This window comes from Wolbachia endosymbiont (group A) of Phasia obesa (assembly GCF_964028125.1).
GTDB classification, from domain to species: domain Bacteria; phylum Pseudomonadota; class Alphaproteobacteria; order Rickettsiales; family Anaplasmataceae; genus Wolbachia; species Wolbachia pipientis.
In genome coordinates this window covers 936,126-957,209 of sequence record NZ_OZ034764.1, presented here as the reverse complement: position 1 = coordinate 957,209, position 21,084 = coordinate 936,126, and the positions used below count along the sequence as shown (strand labels likewise).

General features: G+C 35.4%; 19 protein-coding genes. 11 read left to right on the top strand and 8 right to left on the bottom strand.

The features are described from left to right. Positions 1–84: 84 nt before the first annotated feature. The gene (locus ABWU29_RS04760; protein WP_353280192.1) at positions 85–1,599 is read left to right on the top strand and encodes a cell envelope integrity protein TolA; all 1,515 of its coding nucleotides are present in this window, start codon (positions 85–87) and stop codon (positions 1,597–1,599) included. Positions 1,600–1,929: 330 nt separating this feature from the next. On the opposite strand, the gene ABWU29_RS04755 is transcribed toward ABWU29_RS04760, so the two are convergent. Further along, the gene (locus ABWU29_RS04755; protein WP_007549126.1) at positions 1,930–2,055 is read right to left on the bottom strand and encodes a hypothetical protein; all 126 of its coding nucleotides are present in this window, start codon (positions 2,053–2,055) and stop codon (positions 1,930–1,932) included. Positions 2,056–2,497: 442 nt separating this feature from the next. Between ABWU29_RS04755 and ABWU29_RS04750 the strand changes: the two genes are divergently transcribed. The 3 genes from ABWU29_RS04750 (at position 2,498) to argS (ending at position 5,652) form a co-directional block, all read left to right on the top strand. Continuing rightward, positions 2,498–3,142: a hypothetical protein gene (locus ABWU29_RS04750; protein WP_353280190.1), complete on the top strand. Its 645-nt coding sequence runs from the start codon at positions 2,498–2,500 to the stop codon at positions 3,140–3,142. An 86-nt stretch (positions 3,143–3,228) separates the two neighbouring features. Continuing rightward, on the top strand, positions 3,229–3,852 hold the full coding sequence (locus ABWU29_RS04745) for a hypothetical protein (protein WP_353280188.1): 624 nt from the start codon (positions 3,229–3,231) through the stop codon (positions 3,850–3,852). A 93-nt stretch (positions 3,853–3,945) separates the two neighbouring features. After that, positions 3,946–5,652: an arginine--tRNA ligase gene (gene argS / locus ABWU29_RS04740; RefSeq protein WP_015589069.1), complete on the top strand. Its 1,707-nt coding sequence runs from the start codon at positions 3,946–3,948 to the stop codon at positions 5,650–5,652. Between the two features lie 158 nt (positions 5,653–5,810). Here the strand turns inward: argS and ABWU29_RS04735 are convergent, their stop codons facing one another. The 4 genes from ABWU29_RS04735 to ABWU29_RS04720 form a co-directional block, all read right to left on the bottom strand. After that, entirely contained in the window at positions 5,811–5,975 is a 165-nt protein-coding gene (locus tag ABWU29_RS04735) for an IS3 family transposase (RefSeq protein WP_081600771.1), read from the bottom strand. A gap of 238 nt (positions 5,976–6,213) precedes the next feature. Continuing rightward, entirely contained in the window at positions 6,214–6,429 is a 216-nt protein-coding gene (locus tag ABWU29_RS04730) for an IS3 family transposase (RefSeq protein WP_245836010.1), read from the bottom strand. 79 nt (positions 6,430–6,508) lie between these two features. Then, complete coding sequence (locus ABWU29_RS04725) at positions 6,509–6,853, bottom strand: transposase (protein ID WP_353280186.1); 345 nt, start codon at positions 6,851–6,853, stop codon at positions 6,509–6,511. A 369-nt stretch (positions 6,854–7,222) separates the two neighbouring features. Continuing rightward, complete coding sequence (locus ABWU29_RS04720) at positions 7,223–8,395, bottom strand: NADH-quinone oxidoreductase subunit D (protein WP_010962676.1); 1,173 nt, start codon at positions 8,393–8,395, stop codon at positions 7,223–7,225. A 275-nt stretch (positions 8,396–8,670) separates the two neighbouring features. Between ABWU29_RS04720 and ABWU29_RS04715 the strand changes: the two genes are divergently transcribed. The 5 genes from ABWU29_RS04715 to folD all read left to right on the top strand — a co-directional run bounded on the left by ABWU29_RS04715 (position 8,671) and on the right by folD (position 12,940). Next, a complete protein-coding gene (locus tag ABWU29_RS04715) occupies positions 8,671–9,849 on the top strand; it encodes an aspartate aminotransferase family protein (protein WP_015589068.1) in 1,179 nt (392 codons plus the stop codon). A gap of 88 nt (positions 9,850–9,937) precedes the next feature. After that, entirely contained in the window at positions 9,938–11,221 is a 1,284-nt protein-coding gene (locus ABWU29_RS04710) for an HlyC/CorC family transporter (RefSeq protein ID WP_015589067.1), read from the top strand. 13 nt (positions 11,222–11,234) lie between these two features. Then, positions 11,235–11,501 (top strand): DUF2312 domain-containing protein, encoded by a 267-nt coding sequence (locus ABWU29_RS04705; protein WP_010082293.1) that lies wholly within the window; start codon positions 11,235–11,237, stop codon positions 11,499–11,501. Continuing rightward, a complete protein-coding gene (locus tag ABWU29_RS04700) occupies positions 11,494–12,069 on the top strand; it encodes a UbiX family flavin prenyltransferase (RefSeq protein ID WP_006280027.1) in 576 nt (191 codons plus the stop codon). The genes ABWU29_RS04705 and ABWU29_RS04700 overlap by 8 nt, the downstream gene beginning before the upstream one ends. Beyond that, positions 12,053–12,940: a bifunctional methylenetetrahydrofolate dehydrogenase/methenyltetrahydrofolate cyclohydrolase FolD gene (gene folD, locus ABWU29_RS04695; RefSeq protein ID WP_141456891.1), complete on the top strand. Its 888-nt coding sequence runs from the start codon at positions 12,053–12,055 to the stop codon at positions 12,938–12,940. Before ABWU29_RS04700 ends, folD begins: the two co-directional genes overlap by 17 nt. 375 nt (positions 12,941–13,315) lie before the next feature. On the opposite strand, the gene ABWU29_RS04690 is transcribed toward folD, so the two are convergent. Next, positions 13,316–13,627: an NUDIX domain-containing protein gene (locus ABWU29_RS04690; RefSeq protein ID WP_041573519.1), complete on the bottom strand. Its 312-nt coding sequence runs from the start codon at positions 13,625–13,627 to the stop codon at positions 13,316–13,318. A gap of 1,219 nt (positions 13,628–14,846) precedes the next feature. Between ABWU29_RS04690 and ABWU29_RS04685 the strand changes: the two genes are divergently transcribed. After that, entirely contained in the window at positions 14,847–15,935 is a 1,089-nt protein-coding gene (locus tag ABWU29_RS04685; RefSeq protein WP_015588908.1) for an IS481-like element ISWpi2 family transposase, read from the top strand. 109 nt (positions 15,936–16,044) lie between these two features. Here the strand turns inward: ABWU29_RS04685 and ABWU29_RS04680 are convergent, their stop codons facing one another. Next, on the bottom strand, positions 16,045–18,567 hold the full coding sequence (locus tag ABWU29_RS04680; protein WP_174516872.1) for an ankyrin repeat domain-containing protein: 2,523 nt from the start codon (positions 18,565–18,567) through the stop codon (positions 16,045–16,047). Beyond that, positions 18,549–20,075 (bottom strand): ankyrin repeat domain-containing protein, encoded by a 1,527-nt coding sequence (locus tag ABWU29_RS04675; protein ID WP_265039229.1) that lies wholly within the window; start codon positions 20,073–20,075, stop codon positions 18,549–18,551. The genes ABWU29_RS04680 and ABWU29_RS04675 overlap by 19 nt, the downstream gene beginning before the upstream one ends. A gap of 629 nt (positions 20,076–20,704) precedes the next feature. Here ABWU29_RS04675 and ABWU29_RS04670 point away from each other — a divergent pair. Continuing rightward, complete coding sequence (locus ABWU29_RS04670; RefSeq protein ID WP_141457120.1) at positions 20,705–21,058, top strand: hypothetical protein; 354 nt, start codon at positions 20,705–20,707, stop codon at positions 21,056–21,058. Positions 21,059–21,084: the final 26 nt, after the last annotated feature.

Sequence of the window (21,084 nt, the reverse complement as noted above, 5' to 3'; positions counted from 1 at the left end):
ACCTGTGGTTTCTTTCATTCACGTTATATTCATAGCTTGTTCTATCTTAATGTAATTCCAATTTTAACTGTATAGGAGGTCTCTATGTTAAAACATAACTATAGTGATAAAATCAATAATCGCTATTCATATACTAACAAATTTTCTTATAGTGATGAGGGTGTAGATGAGACGATCAAGGATAAAATCACAACTGAAGATCAGGTAGTAACTGATGATAAGGTAGTAACTGAGGATCAGGTTACGGGTCTAAGAGATCAGATCGAAAAAGAGAAAAAGGATGATGAATTTACCAGAGAAACACTTGAAGAGTGCAAAGACAGGGCTAAGAAGGCAGAAGATGGTGCTAAAAAGGCAGTAAAACGTGCAGAAGATGATGCTAAAAAGGCAATAAAACAAGCACATGGTGAAGCTAAAGAAGCAAAAGAGCAGTTTGCGAAATGTGAAAAAGATGCTGAGAGGATAAAAGATGATGCTAAACAGGCAATAGAACGTGCAAAAGATGATGCTAAAGCAAAAGCCGATTTAGCAATAAAACAAGCTCAAGATGAGATTGAAAAAGTGAAAGCAGAAGCTAAACAGGCAAAAGCAGACGCTGGAAAAGCAAAAGAGGAGGCTGAAGGGATAAAAGAAGCATTTGTACAGTGTGAAAAGAAAGTTGAGAAAGCCAAAGAAGAAGTTGTAAAGTGTAAAATTGGAATGGCAAAGGCAGAGGTTGAGTGGTATAAAAAAGAAGCTGAAGAATGCAAAAAAGAGAAAGGAATTGGTACAGGCAAACCTGATACTGGTGAAAAAGGAGATGAAACTGGTACAAACAAACCTGATACTGATGAGAAAGAAGATGAAACTGGAAAAGCAAGTGTCATTACATCTCAAGAAATAACCTTAGATTGTTCCCAAGCTGAAAATTGTGGAGCATATGCTTCTTGGTATACAGCTTATAATAAGATAGGTCATCAAGGTTTTAATACATCTGATTTACTAAAGGAATTGTATCCTGAGATGTATAGTAATCCTAAAATTGCGACATATATAGAAAAGGGAATAGAGGGTTATTACGGTGTAGTAAATTTTAAATTTGCCTTTACAGAGCTTTTTGATTCAGCACACTATTTTAGTAATATGTCATGTAAAAAATGTATGGATAATCCACAAGAGATAGCCTGTCAAGACGATGAAATTAAGAGTTTCTGTTACCCTGCCGGTTATCATAATAATAAAGAATACAACAAAAGCTTTTTTATGAGAGAATCATGTCCTGATCTCATTAGAGAGTCCGATCGAACAATTGTTGCGAAAGCAAAACAAATTGCACCATTGATACTTGTTAACACATTAGGACAAATGATAGATAAAGAGGGCAATAACACTCAGATATTGTATAGTTCATTAAAGCCTTATCTAAAGGCTAATGGCAAAATAAAGGACTGTGGAGTTGACAAAAAGTGTGAAGATTTTGCTAAAATTATGAAGAAAGTTGCATGGGACAGTGATAAGGAAGTACTATTAAAAACTGTTTTTGATAGTACGGAAAAAACAAATCCTTACTATTATGATAATGAGGATAGTCTTGTTTCTGTTGATACTAATTTTATATAAGACTGAATGCTTTCTGGGCTTTTCAGCCCAGATGGCATTTTTGCAGAAAAATAGAGTGAGTAACCAGGATCGAACTGGCGACATTCAGCACTACAAACTAACGCTCTGCCAACTGAGCTACGGTTGCCAATAGGAACTCACAACTCTCTAATAAGTGAAGACGGGATGTATGCAAAACTGGCGAAGATACAGTGGAGTTGAAAAAAAATTTAAATCATACCGTTAGTTGATATGCTAGATTTATAATTTAAATTATTAAATTTTTAATTATTTTAATTTATAATAATCTCATAGTATTTTTTAAAGGATCATTATGGTTTATAATTATAGTCATTTACCAAAACTACCATGTACGGCTTTTAATTCGCCAGCATCAGTTTCACCAACACCAGTATCGAACTGTGCACAAGCTTGTGCACCTGCATACGCACCTTGTGCTACTAATTCGTGCCACAATCATTTTAACTCATATCATAATTATTATGACACATGTCATAATCCTTGTGATGAATTTGGGTTTCTTTGTTAGAAGATTGTTTTTAAACAACTCATAAACGCACGTCTAGCTATACGTGCTTCCAAGAGCACATGGGTGTTATTCAACCCATGTGTTTCATGTTTTGCTTGAGAAGATAAGCAATTGTTATTCACAGTAACCATATATTACAATTTATTTCAGCAACACGACTAATTTGACTACTGACAGCTTCTTCTTGGAATCTTATCATTATTCTACCATAGTAAAACTTTTAACTCTAATATCTGCTACATTAAAGTCGTATTTTGAAATGTACTGTAGGTTAAGGACTTTGTATATGCTAATTTTAGCCTTAAAATTATTAAATCATTAACTTTTTTATCCTATAATAATCTAATAGTTGCTTTTTAAAGGATTTTTATGACTTACAATTTTTCTTCGTATCCACGTATGGATTCATGTACTCCTGTGCGCACAGCTTGCATAACTGACCCACGGTACCATCATAACTTTGACCCACGTTGCCATAACCGCTTTGACTCGCGGCATGATGGACTCGAATTAAATATACAGCTTCCCGAATTCGATTTAAATATACCACCTTGTCCTACTTGTCCTGATACTGTTTGTCCCCCTGCTCCTGCTTGTCCTGCTTGTCCTGATACTGTTTGCCCCCCTGCTCCTGCTTGCCCCCCTGCTCCTGCTTGTCCTGCTTGTCCCCCTTGTCCCCCTTGTCCACAAGTTAAGCCTGAACCTGAATCTAAAACAATCGTTGATTTTTCAAAGCTTGCAATAACGGTCAACCCAATAACTGATGATATTCTTGATATTGAGACCAGAGAGCCAACAGGCTACAAGTTTAAAGAATGTGCAAAAACTATTCAGAATGCTAAAAACAACCTTCAGGTTATAGATGGTAAACTTGTGGGCAGTTGTGAAAACAATTCTGAATGTGATAAATGTGTAGAAGTAATAAACTCTTCTATATTAGATGCAAAAAGTGCTGAAGCCTTTTTTTCTACCCACAATATGTCAGTGTTAGAAGGCACTGTTCATATTATATAAAAGTAATACAGTGTGTACATTGTTAGTACACACTTCCATCTTATGGTTAATTTTTTAATAATTTTATTTACTAATGGAGATATTTTATGCCAACGAATACTTTTTCTTGTCCGAATCAAAAAAATGCAAATCATGTACGTATATTGCCACTTGATACGTGCTATGTCAGTGATATGTTGAAAATTAATTTGTTCACAAAGTTGGATGATTGTAAAGTCAATAAGGGTAAGTTGATTTATGATAAATGTGGTAAAGATCTTAAGTGTAAGATTGATGATAAGACTATGAATGAACTGAAAAAATGTTTTAAGTTTGAGATTGATGATAAGACTAAGAATGAACTGAAAGAAAATATTAAGAATGAACTGGAGAAAGGTCTTAAGTGTGAGATTGATGATAAGACTATGAATAAACTGAAAGAAAGTATTAAGAATGAACTGAAGAAAGGTCTTAAGTGTGAGATTGATGATAAGACTAAGAATGAACTGAAAGAAAATATTAAGAATGAACTAAAGAAAGAGAAAGAGCCTGATGATGTTAAAGAACCTGATGGTGTTAAAGAACCTGATGGTGTTAAAGAACCTGATGATGTTAAAGAACCTGATGATGTTAAAGAACCTGATGATGTTGAAGAGCCTGATGCTGGTAATGATGGTTACAGCGAAGGTATGGCTTTCTCTTACCATGGTTACGGCAACGACTTAATATAAACTCTGATCCAGGAAGATAAAATAGTTAAGATAAACCTTCAACTAGTCCCACTTATTCACTATACTGCTATAGATTTTATAGCAATATAGTGAATGAACATTTTTAAGCAGATTTCCTCTCTAATCTTTAGTAAATTGAATGAGTTGAAACAAAGGGGTGTTATAAGCACAAGTGCAGCAAACTTTATCATAGAGCCTCCAAGCAATAGAGTCCATGGAGACATTTACACAAATGTTGCTATGGTGCTTGCAAAGCATGAAAAGAAGAATCCCATTGAAATTGCAGAGGTTTTAGCCAAAGAATTTGAACTTTTTGATGAAGTTGCAAAAGTGGAAATAGCAGGCTCTGGTTTCATCAACATGCACTTAAAAATAGAAGTGTGGCATGGAATTTTAAAACAAATAAATGAGCTAAAAACAGAGTTTGGCACCCTAGATATAGGGAACAATCAGGCCATCAATGTTGAATTTGTATCTGCAAATCCAACTGGTCCACTGCATATTGGTCATGCAAGAGGGGCAGTATTTGGTGACGTTCTGGCAAATTTATTGAAAAAAGTTGGTTATAAAGTTACTAAGGAATACTATATTAATGATGCTGGAGCACAGATAGATACGCTAATTCGGTCAGTGTATTTGCGATATAAAGAAGCTCTGGGGGAAAAAATTAGTGTTGAAAAAGGTTTATACCCAGGTGAATATTTAAAACCGATAGGGGAGGGGCTGGCCAAAAAATATGGCGCAGAGCTTCTAGAAAAGCAAGATAATCAAGTGATTAGAGACTATACTTTAAGTTCTATCTTAGAAATTATAAAGGAAGACATGAACTTACTTGGAGTAAATCATGATGTTTTTACTTCAGAGTATGAGCTACAAAAAAGTGGCAAAATTGAAGAGAGTATAAAGATATTGTCTGACAAGGGTCTAGTGTATGAAGGGTACCTGGAGAAACCAAAAGGCAAAGAAAGCGAAAATTGGACTTCCAGAAAAGAGATGCTATTTCGCTCTACAAAATTTGGTGATGACGTTGACCGTGCATTGAAGAAAGAGGACGGCAGTTGGACTTATTTTGCCTCGGATATCGCTTACCATTTTGATAAGATATCGCGTGGTTTTAACAATATGATCGTAGAGCTTGGTAGTGACCACGGCGGTTATGTCAAAAGACTCAAAGCAGTCGTCTCTGCGCTCAGTGATGATCAAGCAAAAATAGAGGTAAAACTGCATAATATTGTGAATTTTTTCGAGAACGGCAAACCTGTTAAGATGTCCAAAAGATCAGGAAATTTCCTCACAGCAAGGGATGTAGTGGAAGAAGTTGGCAGGGACATAACTCGTTTTATAATGCTAACACGCAAGAATGATATGGTCTTGGACTTTGATTTTGCTAAAGTTAAAGAACAGTCAAAAGACAACCCTATTTTTTACGTGCAATATGCGCATGCTCGTGCTCATTCGTTAATGCGTAATGCTCCAAAAGAGCTCCCAACAGCAGATCCTTCACTTTTAAGGACAGGTGGAGAGCTCTTCCTCATAAAAACCTTAGCAAAGTGGCCAGATGTGGTAGAAATTGCAGCAAGGCTTTGTGAGCCACACAGAATTACTTTCTACTTACTTGAAGTTGCAGAAGCGTTTCACGTTTTATGGGGGTATGGCAAGAGTGATTTAAACATGCGTTTCATACTGGAAGACAACTTAAACCTCACCGCTGCAAGAATGTTTCTCGTGCAAGCCTTAGCGCACGTCATCGCTTCTGGACTTTCTATCTTCAATATAGAGCCTTTGGAAGAGATGAGTTGATTTTTTTATGCAAGATTGTTTTTTCAACGAATAGAGAAGTTGACAAAATTAAGTAAAAATGTTATAGTTTATTGACCTTACCCAGAAAAAGTGGAGAGAAAGTTTGGAATGTTTTTCACAAAGAGAATGATGAATCAAAATGCTCAGGAATGCAATAGTTAATAGTGACGTTGTTTGTTATAAAAAATTTCTATGTATTCAAATATTGCAGTTCTAGTTTGTTGAGCAGAGTGTTGTGAAGTATCAATAAGTATTTCTCTTTTCAATGAGCTAAAGAAGCTTTCCACAACAGAATTGTTGTAACAACAACCTTTATGACTCATCTATGTTTTTTATGGATAAGAGATATTGATAACCTTGCGAAGTATATTGTGAACCTTGATCACTATGTAATAGTAGATTTTTGGCAGGTTTACGCTTGTTAACGTCCATTAATAAAGAGTCCATAACCAATTGTTTATTTATTGAACTGCTCATTAACTACCATGCGTGAATATAGATCGATTATTGTTGCCAAATATAGCCATCCTTCTTTGGTTTTTATATAAGTAATCCCATACTTTATTTGGTTGATCGACAATAAAGTTTTGGTCTAATATATTGGGAGCTACTGTCCGTTTGTTGTTTCTTAATTTTAAATTTTCTTCTCAATATAGCCTGAATACCATTTTTCTGCATAATACTTTGCACTGTTTTTAAGTTGCAACTTTTACCCAAAGCCTTTAATTCAGCATGAATTTTAGGAGCTCCATATCTACATTTAGAAGCTTGATATATTTTTTGAATATCTGCTAATAACTCTTTATTTGCTGATTCTCTACTGCTTATTTTCCTTGTAGTCCACTTATAGTAGCCACTAGCAGAAAACCCTACATAATTCCTGCACTTTATAGTGTTTACTATGCTCTTTTATGAAAAAATATTTTACTCTTTTTGACTGGCCAGGGCTTTTTTTAAAATGTCTCTTTCTCTTGTTACTTTTGCTTTGTAAATCAAATCTCTCTTTGTCATAAGGTGCTACATCTGGAAATGCATTTGCCGCTGACTTTTTTTCGTTATATTTCTTCATCCATTTTCCTAATACACTATCCCTTATTCCTAGATCTCTTGCTACTTTTGCAACTGGTTGACCTACCTTTCTTTGTTCATTTGCCAGCTTAACAGCTTCCAATTTGAATTCTGCCGTATATTCTCTTGCCATTTCTAATCCTCCAAAATTTTATTTTACCCGAAAAAACTCCTTTCTTTCTCTCCACTTTTTCTGGGTAAGGTCAGTTTAGCTATAGGCAGCAATTTTCTGTATTTATTTTAAATTGAAGGAAGCTCAAATGAAAGATCATGTTTTGCTAAAAATCACAGAATGCAGTCTAACAGTGAACGGTTACGCTTTTAATCGAAAATGTTGTATAGTACACAATCAATTTTTCTGGATCCAAGTAGTCAAGGCACTGCCTTTGTGTTTGAGGCAAAATCGGCTATAACACTTAACATACTGCCTTTGCAAACAAATGTTCGTACAGTTATGTGTCAGCTACTTGCATGACGCCATTGCCTGAACGGGTACCAATGATTACCTATCAATCTCACCAAAAACTATATCGAGTGAGCCAATAATTGCTGCAACGTCAGCAAGCATGTGTCCTTTTGCCATAAAGTCTAAGGCTTGTAAATGCGCAAAGCCAGGTGCTCTTATTCGGCACCTATAAGGTCTATTGGTACCATCTGAAACTATATACACTCCAAACTCACCTTTTGGTGCCTCAACAACTGCGTAAGCCTCACCTTCTGGTACGTGATATCCTTCTGAATAGAGCTTAAAATGGTGAATCAGAGCTTCCATAGATTTTTTCATCTCTGCTCTTGACGGTGGAGAAATTTTTCTATCTTCAGTTTTTATTTGCCCTTCAGGCATTTTCTCTATGCACTGCTTCACCAAACTGATAGATTGCCTAATCTCTGCCATTCTAACTAGATAACGGTCATAACAGTCGCCATTTTGGCCGATCGGTATATCAAAATCTAGTTGATCATATATCTCATATGGCTGGCTTTTTCGCAAATCCCAAGCAAGCCCAGCAGCGCGCAACATTGGGCCACTAAAGCCCCAATCAAGTGCCTGTTTAATTGATATTTCACTAATTCCTACAGTGCGTTGCTTCCATATCCTATTTTCTGTTAAAAGTTCATCAACATCGTCTATATATTTTGGAAATTGCTCTATAAACTTTGCAATATCCTCAATCAAATCTTCTGGAACATCTGCTGCAATTCCACCTGGCCTGATGTAAGCTGCGTGAAACCTTGCACCTGAAGCTCTTTCGTAAAATTCCAGTATTTTTTCTCTTTCTTCAAAGAGCCATAAAAGAGGGGTCATTGCTCCAACATCAAGTGCTTGAGAAGAAACGTTCAGTAAATGATTTAGTATTCTCGTCAGTTCACAAAACAAGACACGTAAATACTTTGCCCTAATTGGCACTTCACATTGCAACAATTTCTCCACACAAAGTGAATATGCATGCTCTTGTGACATTGGTGATACGTAATCAAGGCGATCAAAATAAGGCAAAGCTTGAAGATACGTTTTATGTTCTATTAATTTTTCAGTACCGCGGTGCAGAAGCCCAATATGGGGATCTGCCCTCTCGATCACTTCACCATCCATCTCTAAAACAAGACGCAACACTCCATGTGCAGCTGGGTGCTGAGGTCCAAAATTTAACATCATTGTCTTTAGATCGGGCATGTCCAGTAGTTTAAGATATTAAAATTGTATAGGCTAAAGTGCGCTCAAAGTCAATAAACTTCTTGCATAGGCTACAACTATCATTCAATAGAAACAAAAACTTTTACAATGGCTAATAAGTGTTGGTAAAACCAAGTCACTTTAGCTATAGAATGACAAAAAAGGTTTGCATTAGCCAAATTTTTAGTTGAAGTAGCATAAGAGGTTAAAGGAAAAGCTTTGTGTTAATGGATTCATTTCAGGTATAGTATAGATAACACCACAATACTTATAAAATGGATCATGTTGTTAATGCGTATAATAGACTTGACACTCCTATAGTTAGGGGAGAAGGGGTATATCTTTTTGATAGAGGTGGTAAAAAATATTTAGATTTTGCTGCAGGTATTTCTACAACTTCTTTAGGGCATTGTCATCCATACATTACAGATAAGCTGAAAGAGCAATTGAGCTCACTATGGCACTGCTCTAACATTTTTACTATTCCCGAGCAAGAAAGGCTTGCCGAGCGTTTAACAACTCTTACTTTTGCAGATAAAGTTTTTTTCTGCTCAAGTGGGCTTGAAGCAACAGAAGCTGCAATTAAGTTTATTCGTCGTTATTTTTACTTGAAAGGGCAAGCAAAACGTAATCGTATTATTACAATTGAAGGAGGGTTTCATGGCCGCAGTATTGCTGCAATTTCTGCTGGAGGCAGTGAAAAATCACGCGAAGGTTTTGCTCCGCTTCTTTCTGGTTTTGATAAAGTGCCAAGAAATGACATTAAAGCTTTGGAGAAAAAGATCAGCGATGAGACAGCTGCTGTGTTTTTAGAGCCCATACAAAGTGAAGGTGGAGTATATCCACTAGACGTAGAATATCTTCAAAAAGTAAGGGAAATAACAAAAGCTCAAGGAATAATTTTGTGCTTTGATGAAGTGCAGTGCGGATATGGACGCATCGGTTCTTTATTTCATTATCAAAATGTCGGCATTGAACCTGATATGCTAACCTGTGCGAAGGCTATGGGTAACGGTTTTCCTGTAGCTGCATGTTTAGTGAAAGATTATATAGCAGAAGCAATTACTCCAGGAACTCATGGATCAACCTATGGTGGCAATCCACTTGCCATGACTGTTGGTAATGCAGTGCTCGATATAATGCTAAAAGAAGGCTTTTTTGATCATGTTAAAAGAATTAGTAAATATTTAAAAGAAAAGCTGTTGCTTTTAGCTAAAGAATTTCCTGAGATGATTTTAGAAGTTCGTGGAGAAGGGTTACTAATGGGAATAGAACTAGCAACTCTTGTAGCTGATAAAATTATTAGTCGATCTCTTGATAAAGGTTTAATAATAACTAGGGTTTTAAACAACAAAGTAGTAAGGGTAACCCCACCACTTATCATTGAGGATGAGCATGTGAACGCAGCGTGTAATATGCTTTATGATTTGTTTTTTAAGATTAAAGGTATATAAAATTCGGCAATATAAATTCAGGCTTGCAAATGCCTCTCATAACATGTAAAATTAATTTTATTTTTTATCACAATAACATCGTACTTTAATGGATTGGTTATTGGTCTTAGTATCATCAGCAATTTTTGTTTTGTTAGTTTTATCGTTTTTGTTCTCAGGAGCAGAAATAGGCTTAACCTCAATTAGCCGTTCTCGAGTTAATAAGCTAAAGCTAGACGGTAACAAAAAAGCCAGGGTAATAGATCGCTTATTAAATAGGAAAGAATTGACAATAGGAACGGTATTGCTCGGCAATACAATTATTAATATTACTTGCTCTGCTTTATTTACAGCAATATTTATCAATCTTTTTGGAAATGAGGGCATTCTCCTATCAACAATTATAATGACATTTTGTATTTTATTGTTCTGCGAAGTTCTACCAAAAACTTATGCTATTCAAAATCCTGAAAAATTTGCATCATTTTCTGCTTATTTTGTATTGTTTTTTGTAAAGATTTTTTCTCCATTGACACTAGGTATTCAATTTATTGTTAACCTCATCCTAAAATTATGTGGGCTGCATAAAGATAAGGAAGTGATATCTGCAGCGGATGCAATGCGTAATATGATTACTCTTCACCGCAGTGAAGGAACTATGTTGCAACAGGATTTAGATATGCTAAGCAGCATACTTGATTTGGCTGAGACAGAGATATCACAAATTATGACCCATAGAAGAAACCTATTTTCTCTTGATATAGATCGGAATAAAGAAGAGTTAATAAGAGAGATTTTAACCAGCAGTCACAGTAGAGTACCTTTATGGCAGAAGGAACCAGATAACATTGTAGGTGTAATTCACGTGAAAGCTCTAATAAATGCTTTGCGTGAAAAGAATAATAAAGCGGAAGGAGTTGACATTACCCAAGTTATGTCAAGGCCTTGGTTCATACCAGAAAGTACACCGCTCAGCGTGCAACTTCACAACTTCCGTAAGAACAGGAAACACCTTGCATTTGTTATTGATGAGTATGGAGCACTGCAGGGAATTGTAACTCTTGAGGATATACTGGAAGAAATAGTTGGAGAAATTTCGGATGAACATGATTTGATTACGGAGAATTTTATAAAGAAAATATCTGATAATATGTATCACATAGAAGGAAAATCTACTATTAGGGACATTAACAGGCAGTTATACTGGAATCTCCCTGATGAAGAAGCTACAACTCTAGCAGGTATGATTGTGAATGAAATAGAGCGCATTCCTGACGAAGGCGAGGAGTTTTCCATGTATGGTTTTCGCTTTAAGATTTTAAAAAAAGATAAAAATATTATTACTGTTGTTGAAGTGCAAGTAAAAACTGGTAATATTAGTGGCAGCAATTAATTAGTGGAGTTTCATGGAAGATACAGTAAAAATAACGGCTGAAGAGTTGAAGGGTTACATAGAGAGAATCGAAAAACTTGAACAAGAAAAGAGGGATGTGCAAGATCACATTCGTGATGTATATGCAAAAGCCGCAGATGAAGGTTGGGATATAAAAGTGATGAAACAAATTATTAGGCTGAGGAAGATGGATGATGATGACAGAGAGGAACAAGAAATATTGCTTGATACCTATAAACGTGCATTGGGAATGAGCTACGAAGAAGAGTTAAGTGAATAGCAGAATTGTAATTGGAATAAGTGGAGCATCTGGTTCTATTTACGGTGTGCGTATTTTAGAAGCGTTGAAAGACGTCGATTATGAAACTCATTTAGTGATAAGTCGTGCTGGGAAAATAACTTTAGCTCACGAGATTAAAGAAAAACTTGAAGATATTACATCACTTGCAGATTTTTACTATTCTGAAGAAAAGATTGGAGAAAAAATAGCAAGCGGCTCATTTAAAACCTCAGGGATGATTGTAGCACCATGCTCTATGAAGACAATGTCTGAAATCGCATCAGGTGTTACTTCCAATCTATTGACAAGGGCTGCAGATGTAACGCTAAAAGAAAGAAGAAAGTTAGTTCTTATGGTGCGAGAGTCACCACTGCATCTTGGGCATTTACAAAATATGTTAAAATTAACGGAGATGGGAGCAATTATTGCTCCACCAGTACCAGCTTTTTATATTAAACCAAAATCGTTGGATGATATTATTAATCATTCTGTTGGCAAAGTATTGGATTTATTTGATATCAAATTACCCGACTTTAAGGAGTGGCAAGGAAGTGACAATTATTATTGATGGTAAAAAAATAGCAAACGACCTATGTGAGAGGCTATCACAAAAAATTGATATTTTAAAGAGAGAGTATAACATTTTTCCTTGCCTGAAAGTAATTCTCGTGGGCAGCAATCCAGCAAGTCAGGTTTATGTTCGCAACAAACAGAAAAAAGCAGAATCAATAGGCATAAGTTCTGAGACCATTGTTTTGCCTGATAATATTTCAGAAGATGAATTAATTGAAAAAATCAATGAATTAAATGAAGATCCATCTGTGCATGGCATTTTAGTGCAATTGCCTTTACCAAATCATATTAGTGCAAGCAGAGTAATTAACACAGTAAGTGTTGAAAAAGATGTAGATGGCTTTCATGATGAAAACGTTGGCAAATTAGTTAAAGGTGAAAAAAACTGCCTTATACCTTGCACTCCTAAAGGTTCTTTGCATTTAATTAAGTCAATTGAAGAGAACCTTTCCGGTAAAAACGCAGTGGTAATTGGTAGGTCAAATATCGTGGGCAAGCCAATGTTTTACCTGCTATTGCAAGAAAACTGCACTGTCACCATCTTGCATTCACAAAGCAAAGATTTAGCTGAATATTGCTCTAAAGCGGATATAGTAGTTGCAGCAGTCGGAAAGCCAAATTTTGTTCAAGCAGACTGGATAAAGAAAGGTGCAATAGTGATCGATGTTGGCATAAATAGCGTTAACGTAGGAGAACAAAGTAAGCTCGTAGGTGATGTTGACTTCGGGGGAATAAAAGAAAAAGTCAAAGCTATTACCCCAGTACCCGGGGGCGTTGGCCCAATGACCATTGCATTTCTAATGATGAACACTGTTATTGCTGCTTGCTTGCAGAAGGGAGTTGATGCTTCTAATTTCATTAGTTGAGGTATGAAGAGGAAGCTGTATGAAGATAGAATGTACCACATCTCACAATTAATAAAAAATTGAGATTTTTGAAATTCCTCGGTAGTCAAATTTATTAAATATTTAGGATCATCATCTATTCTTTTTTCTCTACAAGTATAGCTAAAGTGGCTTAGGTTTACCTACAATTTGAAAAACAACAAATTCGTCATTCCGCTACTCGTTAGCGGAATCTATGCTGAGATACCGCGGCGGTATGACGTAGGGAAACCTTTCTTGGGTTAGCTATAGTTAGTGGAATTGCAAAGTTTCTAGGCATAAAAAGCTTTGAACCTAATATATGAGCCAAACTTGATTTTCCAACCGTAGATACACCTGTAATAAAAATAATAGTCTTCATTTTATGAATTTACTTGCTATATGAACTATCGGAGAAATTTTTTTATAGTTTATAGTATCTATACTTTGCCATATACAACCATCAGAATCTTTTCCATCAGATTCTCGCTTTATTTCTCCTATGATTTCAATTTTGTATAAAACTGCTATATGTTTTAGACATTTATTTACATTGTCTTCATTATAATGATATAGGCTAGTAACTGTTTGGATTTGGTCGTATTGTTTCACTAAACAACCTGTTTCTTCTCTAATTTCTCTTACAAGTGCCTCTTCAAGCGTTTCAGCAATTTCTACCTGGTAAATCAAACAACCCTTTATAAGGACCTCGACTTTTTTTCACCAAAACTATACTTTTAGGTTTTAAAATTAAACCGTATACGCCTAAGTGAGAGTGATAAATAATATCATCTTTCATTAAATCAAAAATATTAGAGTTAATATAATAATTTAAAAAATCAATTATACAAAATAATGTATTATAAATACAATTACTCAATATAAAAATTCCACTTAACAAATTTATAAAAGTATAGCTTCTACGTCATACCGTCACGGTATCTCTTAGCATAGATCCTGCTAACAAGTAGCGGGATACTTAACCGTCATACCGCCGCGGTATCTCTTAGCCGCTAACACGTAGCGGTATGACGATTGTCGTTTAACTATAAATATTTAAGAAATTTACCAAATGAAAAAAAAGGCAAAAGAAACCCCGTAGTGCGAGTTTTGACTCTCTAATACTTTAAATTGGCGCTATAATAATGTGCTGACGCTTAGTTTAAGCGCGATTTGGCTGAATGTAGAAAAATTTTAAAAGACATGCAGCCGCTATAATGTTATGTAATCCGCCAAAAGATACCCTGAGTTTTTTACTGAATTTTGTCATTGAGCCTGCAGGTCAAAAACAAGTTTTGAGTCATAAATACCCTTAATGCCATGACGTGTATAATAATGTTACAAAAAATAATATCATAGAATTCAATAGGATAATCCCTAGAGAATTACTCATCTACAAAAAGCCAAATCGTGTTAATGCTGTTTAGATGTAAAAGATAAGCTAAATCTTTACAGGGAATTTAAAACAGTAGAATACCTTTGATTGAAAAAAAGAACCAAACTAGGCAACTTAACCGGTTTGCTATTTCAACTACTACAACTAAATCAATAAATCTTAATAGGGGGAAAAACATCATGAGTGCGCCAAGAAGTGCGTAAAGTTCAGTTGGTGAAAATCCAACCCAGGCAAAGCCTAGCCAGCAACCTGGAACGAACCATTATGCTGCGTAAGGTGACGAGCGTAGTAAAGCTAGTGGAAGGTGTAAAAGACAAGATTTGATCTGACAGACAAGAATTAACTGACAGAAGAATTGAGGTAGTCAAAACTAATATCAGGCTCTTGTGTAATGCTACTAATATTTTTCTGAAAAGCAATATATTTGCTATCAAGAAAAGTGTATTAAATAAGACTTGACCTGACACTTTAAAAAAGTAAGTTAAAAATAATAAAAATAAAGGAGTGTTAGATATGAGTACAATACAGACAAAAATATTAAAACCAAAGCTAGGATTATTAGAACTAGCAAAACAACTAGGAAATGTGTCTCAAGCATGCAAAGTGATGGGATACTCAAGAGATACATTTTATCGCTTTAAGGAGTTATATGAAAATGGAGGAGAGGAAGCATTACATGAAATAAGTAAGAAAAAACCGCTATTAGCAAACAGAGTTTCCGACGATATAGAAAGAGCAGTGATTGGTATAGCAACAGAATTTCCAGCATATGGGCAAGAAAGAGCTGCAAATGAACTGAGAAAAAGAGGTATAATAATTTCTCAGGGAGGAGTAAGGTCTGTATGGCTAAGAAATGACCTTGAAACTCTCAAAAAGAGACTTAAAGCACTAGAGACAAAAGTAGCTCAAGACGGAATCATTTTAACTGAAGAACAACTTGCAGCTTTAGAAAAAGTGAAAGAACAAAGGGAAGCTCATGGTGAAATTGAGACGCAACATCCAGGTTATTTGGGTTCTCAAGATACCTATTATGTGGGCAATATCAAAGGTATAGGGCGCATTTATCAGCAAACTTTTGTTGATACTTATTCCAGAGTTGCAATGGTTAAACTTTACACGGACAGAACAGCTATTACAGCTGCAGATCTTCTCAACGATAGAGTTATTCCATTTTTTGATGAGCAGAAAATTCCATTATTACGCATTTTAACTGATAGGGGTACGGAGTACTGTGGCAAGCCCGAAAATCACGCTTATCAGCTTTATTTGGGCATAGAAAACATCGATCATTCTAGAACTAAAGCCAACTCTCCACAGACTAATGGCATATGTAAAAGGTTTCATAGAACCATGCAAGATGAGTGTTACAATATCATCTTTAGAAAGAAAATCTACAGTTCTTTGGAAGATCTACAGATTGATGTTGATCATTGGTTGCGTTCTTATAATGAGACAAGACCTCACTCGGGTAAATATTGCTATGGCAAAACGCCTATGCAAACTTTTCTTGATAGCAAATATATTGCTTTTCAGAAAAATATTAGTAGCATTACACAAGAGCCTGATATTAGTTTTGACTACCTCAATTCTTCTGTCAGTTAATTCTTGTCTGTCAGATCAAATCTTGTCTTTTACAGGCTGAACAGATACAAATAAGACAAATTTCTCAAAAAATCTTTTAAAATGTTAACTTAACATCACCATCACTTCATTATAGAGAACGGCCTACTGTTTCTTCAAGACTTGAAGCTTTTCTCATTTTTTCGCGCTTTGCCCAAGGGCCCACTTTTGTTGCATCAGATTGACTAATTGTTTCAGAACGAATCAACTCTCCAGATCTAGTAAAAAAACCTCGTTCAATAGCATCACGTACTGAACACCCACCAAGCAAACATTTTTCCCCTATTCGTTCCTCACAATTCTGTAATTTTTTCCACTTTTCTTGATCTTCTACTTCTACCTTTATTAGATTTTGCTTATCAGGGTATAATCTCACTTCCAACTCTCCCAAGCCAGTATCGAAAGTCAATACTATATTACTACCATCTGCTAGGCCTACATAATTCCTTATAGCGTTTTCCGTTATAATTTCTACCTCACTCTTACCTATCTTTATTATATTTCTTCCGTATTGTACACCTTCCTGAGTGATACCTAAACCCCTTGCTCCATTTGTAATCTTTGCAACATCTACTTTACTATCCTGTGAATATTCAAGACAGAGAGTAGAGTTGTCGATTTTTACGTCTCTTACCTTACCACTTGTTGCGCTTTGAACGATTGTTATGAAATCTAAAGCACGATTCTCATAATCTGCATAAGCGTTTTTCATATTAGCTTTGTGGCTTTCAAACTCTTCCAGTTCGTCAATTACATATATACTGCTTATGTTGTACAAAATTGCCCCTTTTGATATCAATTGACATACTATACCACTAGCAACCTCTATATTCCTTGAACCTTCGGAACTCTTTCTTAATTCACTAATCTTTCTTATCACAAAATCTGTAAAACTATATTCCTTTTCATATACCTTTCCGTATATACTACCCTGGTTAGGAAAGTTCAGCCTTACCCCAAGTTCTATAGCTTCGTTTACAACGCGTTTTAACTCATCTATATCTTTGGATTTATTTACCCTACCCAAAAATATTTTCAACTTTTCCGACTGATCTAATATTAAATCATCCCATAGAGTTCTAAGCTTAGGCAAACGTTTTTTGTCCTTCCACTCTTCGTAATCAATCGCTCCTGCTTCTAGCAGCAACTTTTTTGCTTCTTTGAAATGAGTTTCATTACCATAACAAGCCTCCCTAATCTTTTGAAAAACTCGAGACTTTCCTTCGCAATCACGGAGATTGAGAATCTCTTTAAGACCTTCATTTCCTTTGTGCTGATTGAAAAACTTTCTTAGTCGATTAGTGTTAAAGCTATGACCGCAAACACCTTCTAAATCATTTTTTGCTTCCAATTGCTCCTGAGTTAAAAAGATCTGTTCTAAAAGATTCACTTCAAAAGGTTTTTTGTTAATAATTACAATGTCTAGAGGAGTTTTTCCTTGTCTGTCAGGTTGACTACGTGCTCCTTTTTTCAGAAGCAAAGGTATATTTAAAGTATTATAATAAGCAGCATAGTGCAAAGGTGTTTGCCCTTCACTGTTAACTATGTTAGGATCAGCACCAGATTTTAAAAGTAAAGTCATAAATGCACTAACTGCACAACCTATGTCTTTTTCCACTGCTAAATACTCCATACCTTGTATTACATGTAGTATTGTCAATTTGGATTCTCCCCTTTGAAGATTGAGAACAGCTTTTAGATCATCACCTTTGTTATCGTGTAAAAAGTCCTCAAACCTTGTAATGTCACAAAATGGAAAGTCTGTAAGAAGATTTAACAGTGCCTTATTCAAATTTTTTTGGTTATCTTTTAAATCAGGTACGTTGAAAGACCAATCAGATATTAAATTTTTGAATTTTTCCCTTTTAATAATAGAGGTCAAAGAGCTGTTATCACTAAGCAGCAACGAGTATTTAATTGACTCATACTTATCATCTACCCGCCCCTCCTTCTGTTCTACCTTTACCTCCTTTAAATACTCTGTATCATCATCTTTAATGCGTTTAGCTAGATCCTTTAAAAATTCAATATCTCTGTTTTCCAGTAAAGGGAATGCTCCCTTCTTCATGAGAATCGAGACCATTTGTGTACTTCGTCCAGCTAAGTATAATGGAGTGCGCCGTTTTTCATCTAACGCATTAACATCAGCCCCATTGTTTATAAGATACTCTACTATTTTTATTTTTTGGCTCAAGACAGCATGATGTAGAGGAGTGCTTCCGTCATTATACTTCTTATTAACACTTGCTCCATTTTTTATTAGGATCTCTACCATTCTTGTGTTCCCTTGTGAGATAGCATAATATAATGGATCACGATTGTACGCATCAATTGTGTTAACATCAGCTCCTCCTTTTATAAGGGTTTCTACCATTTGTTTGTTGTTTTTTAAAACAGCAAAACTTAATTGGCACAATGTACCTGGATCTACTTGTTTTAATCTCTCTTCTATTTTACTAACTACATTACTCTTACTTAAACCAACATCAGCGTTAGCAGTACTTAATACTTCCTGCAATTTATTCAATTCCATAACTCCACCTCGGTTAAAAATACTACGCACCATTTTTACACGCATGACATAAAATGCAAGAACTAATATGACATGCAACATTCGTCCTTAGGCATTTGAGGTAAGCTTTGCCTATTCACTTCACATTCATTTAGCCTACTACTAGGCTTTAATACTGCATATGTAATGCCACCAGCAATGGCCCCAACAATCAATGCAGCAGTAGCTGATATTGATAAACTAAGATGAATAGCAATACATCCAATAGCTACACTTGTCAACATGGTCATTATGCCTACACAGAAACTGGTCTTTATTGCTCTATTAGTTATAGTTAGGTGTTTATTTTCTGTCACTTTTTGATACTGTATCACATTTTTATTGTCAGCCAGACTTCCCGAGGTTTTGGGACACTCCCTTACTCGAAGACTAAGATACTTAACTATATCTTTGTAACCATTGGAATCCGCCAAATCGGAAGGAGTCTCACATCTAAAGTTTTTTACATCAATAGTAGCCTTTTCTTCCTCTACAAGATATTCAACTATATCGTAGCGATTCATTCTAGCAGCTTCATGTAATGGAGTATCGCCATTTTTTTTGCTTACTACATTAACATCAGATCCCTTTTCTAACAGAGCTTTAACTATGCCTAAATAGCCCACCTCACAAGCAATATGCAAAGCAGTGCATCCTTCTTCGTTTCGTGCTTCAAAACTAGCTCCTTTGTCTAACAAAAATTGAACTACTTTCAAACGACCACATCCAGCAGCTTCATTTAAAGCAGTATCGCCGTCATAGTTTGTTGCATTAATATCAGTACCTTTGTCTAATAGAGCTTTAACGATTTCTAAGTAACCCTTTCGAGCAGCAATATGCAAGACACATTTGAAACTATTCTTTCGTATGTCAGCATTATTCATTTTGCCCAATAAAAACTGAACTATTTTCAAGTTTCCCCCTATAGCAGCACAATGCAAAGCAGTGCAGTCTTGATAACCTCGTATCTCAAAACTAGCACCTCTTTTTAACAGAAATTGAACTACTTCTAATTTGCCTGCTTCAGCAGCAATATGTAAGGCAGTGTCACCATTATATTTTTGCGCATCAACATCAGTACCATTATCTAGCAGAAATTGAACTACGTTTAAGTGACCCATCTGAGCAGCAATATGCAGCGCAGTAGCGCCTTCATTGTTTTTTACCTCAACAGTAGCCCCTTTTTCTAACAGGGCTTCAACGATTACGAAGTGGCCCTTGCTAGCAGCAAAATGCAAAGGCGTGTTACCATCGTTGTCTTCTGTCTCAACGCTAGCTCCTTTGTTTAATAGATCTTGAACTTTCTCTAAGGAACCATGAAAAGCAAAATTAAGTAAGTCAGTATGTATATTACTTTCGTGTACACAATGCTCATCTGTTTTTAAGTGACTATCGAGCGTAGCTAAATATGAATACGTAATATTTTGATTAACTTGATAAATTGGTATTGTCTGTGTTGCATAAAAACCTTGTTCTTTTGACCGCTTTTCTATTCCATCAACCATACTGTTCTCTTCTAAATCTGCTTGAATATTTATTGGATTAGATACTTCTTCCAATTGATTACCCATAACACTACCTTAACTTAAAAACTTATGTTTTAATTATTACACAATTATTATAATTAGCAATAGTTTTATATTTTTTCAGAATTACAAATTTATTGTATTCAGATATAGGAAAATACCTTTTGTCTCTAAAAAACATTGCAACCAAGTATTACAAAGATTTCAATTATTTACTTCTTCAAAGATCCCAAAAAGATCGTATCTTTGTGAGAACAAGCTACGTAAAAGTAGGGTTATGAAAATAGGAACTTGCAATCTTTGCAACAAAGTCAGGGAAATTAGTTCGTATGTGGATTTAGCGAAAGTGAGCCAATGTAGCTGGTTTTGGCATATAATAAAATTATAATATAAAAAAGTTCGCACAGATCATTTGGTAGACCAACGCATCCCAAAACAAACTCTTCTCACGCTTGCTGGTTTTTGTTGCTGGAAATGGTTGAATTATTTAGGTTTTTAATAGTATATATTGCTAAATTAGTAATAATTTATTAAAAGACTTCCATCAAAAATTATTTCAAAAAAATTTTAAATTAGGGATTGACAAGTTTTAAAGATGGAGTAACATGTCCAAAATACATTAAACCTTTATGGTATGTAAGGGGTTAAAGTCTATTCATTTCAGGGGGGTAGCTATGTTGCGTTCGGATATTCCAGAAATTTTGTTTTCTTGCATTAAAGAGGATGATCCTTATAGGGCATCCAAAGTCTTTCAAATTGAACGCTGGTGCTATGCAAGTTGGCGTTTACACCAAAGAAGTGGCCGAAAAGGGCACAATTTTCTTGCACGAGTACTATCTAGTGAGGATTGCTGGAAGGAAATAGATGGTTTACATGGAGTCAAGCTTGACAGGCAAATGGTAGGTAAAAAATTGATTGCACCAGATTCAGGTAATCTCTTTGATAAGTATGACATTGCTTGTAAGTGTTGCTTGGAAGAAGATATTATTGCTTTATTTGAGGAGAGAAAAAAAGGGTTGTCAGCTTAAGGCAAGAGTAGCTTACTAGAGTATAA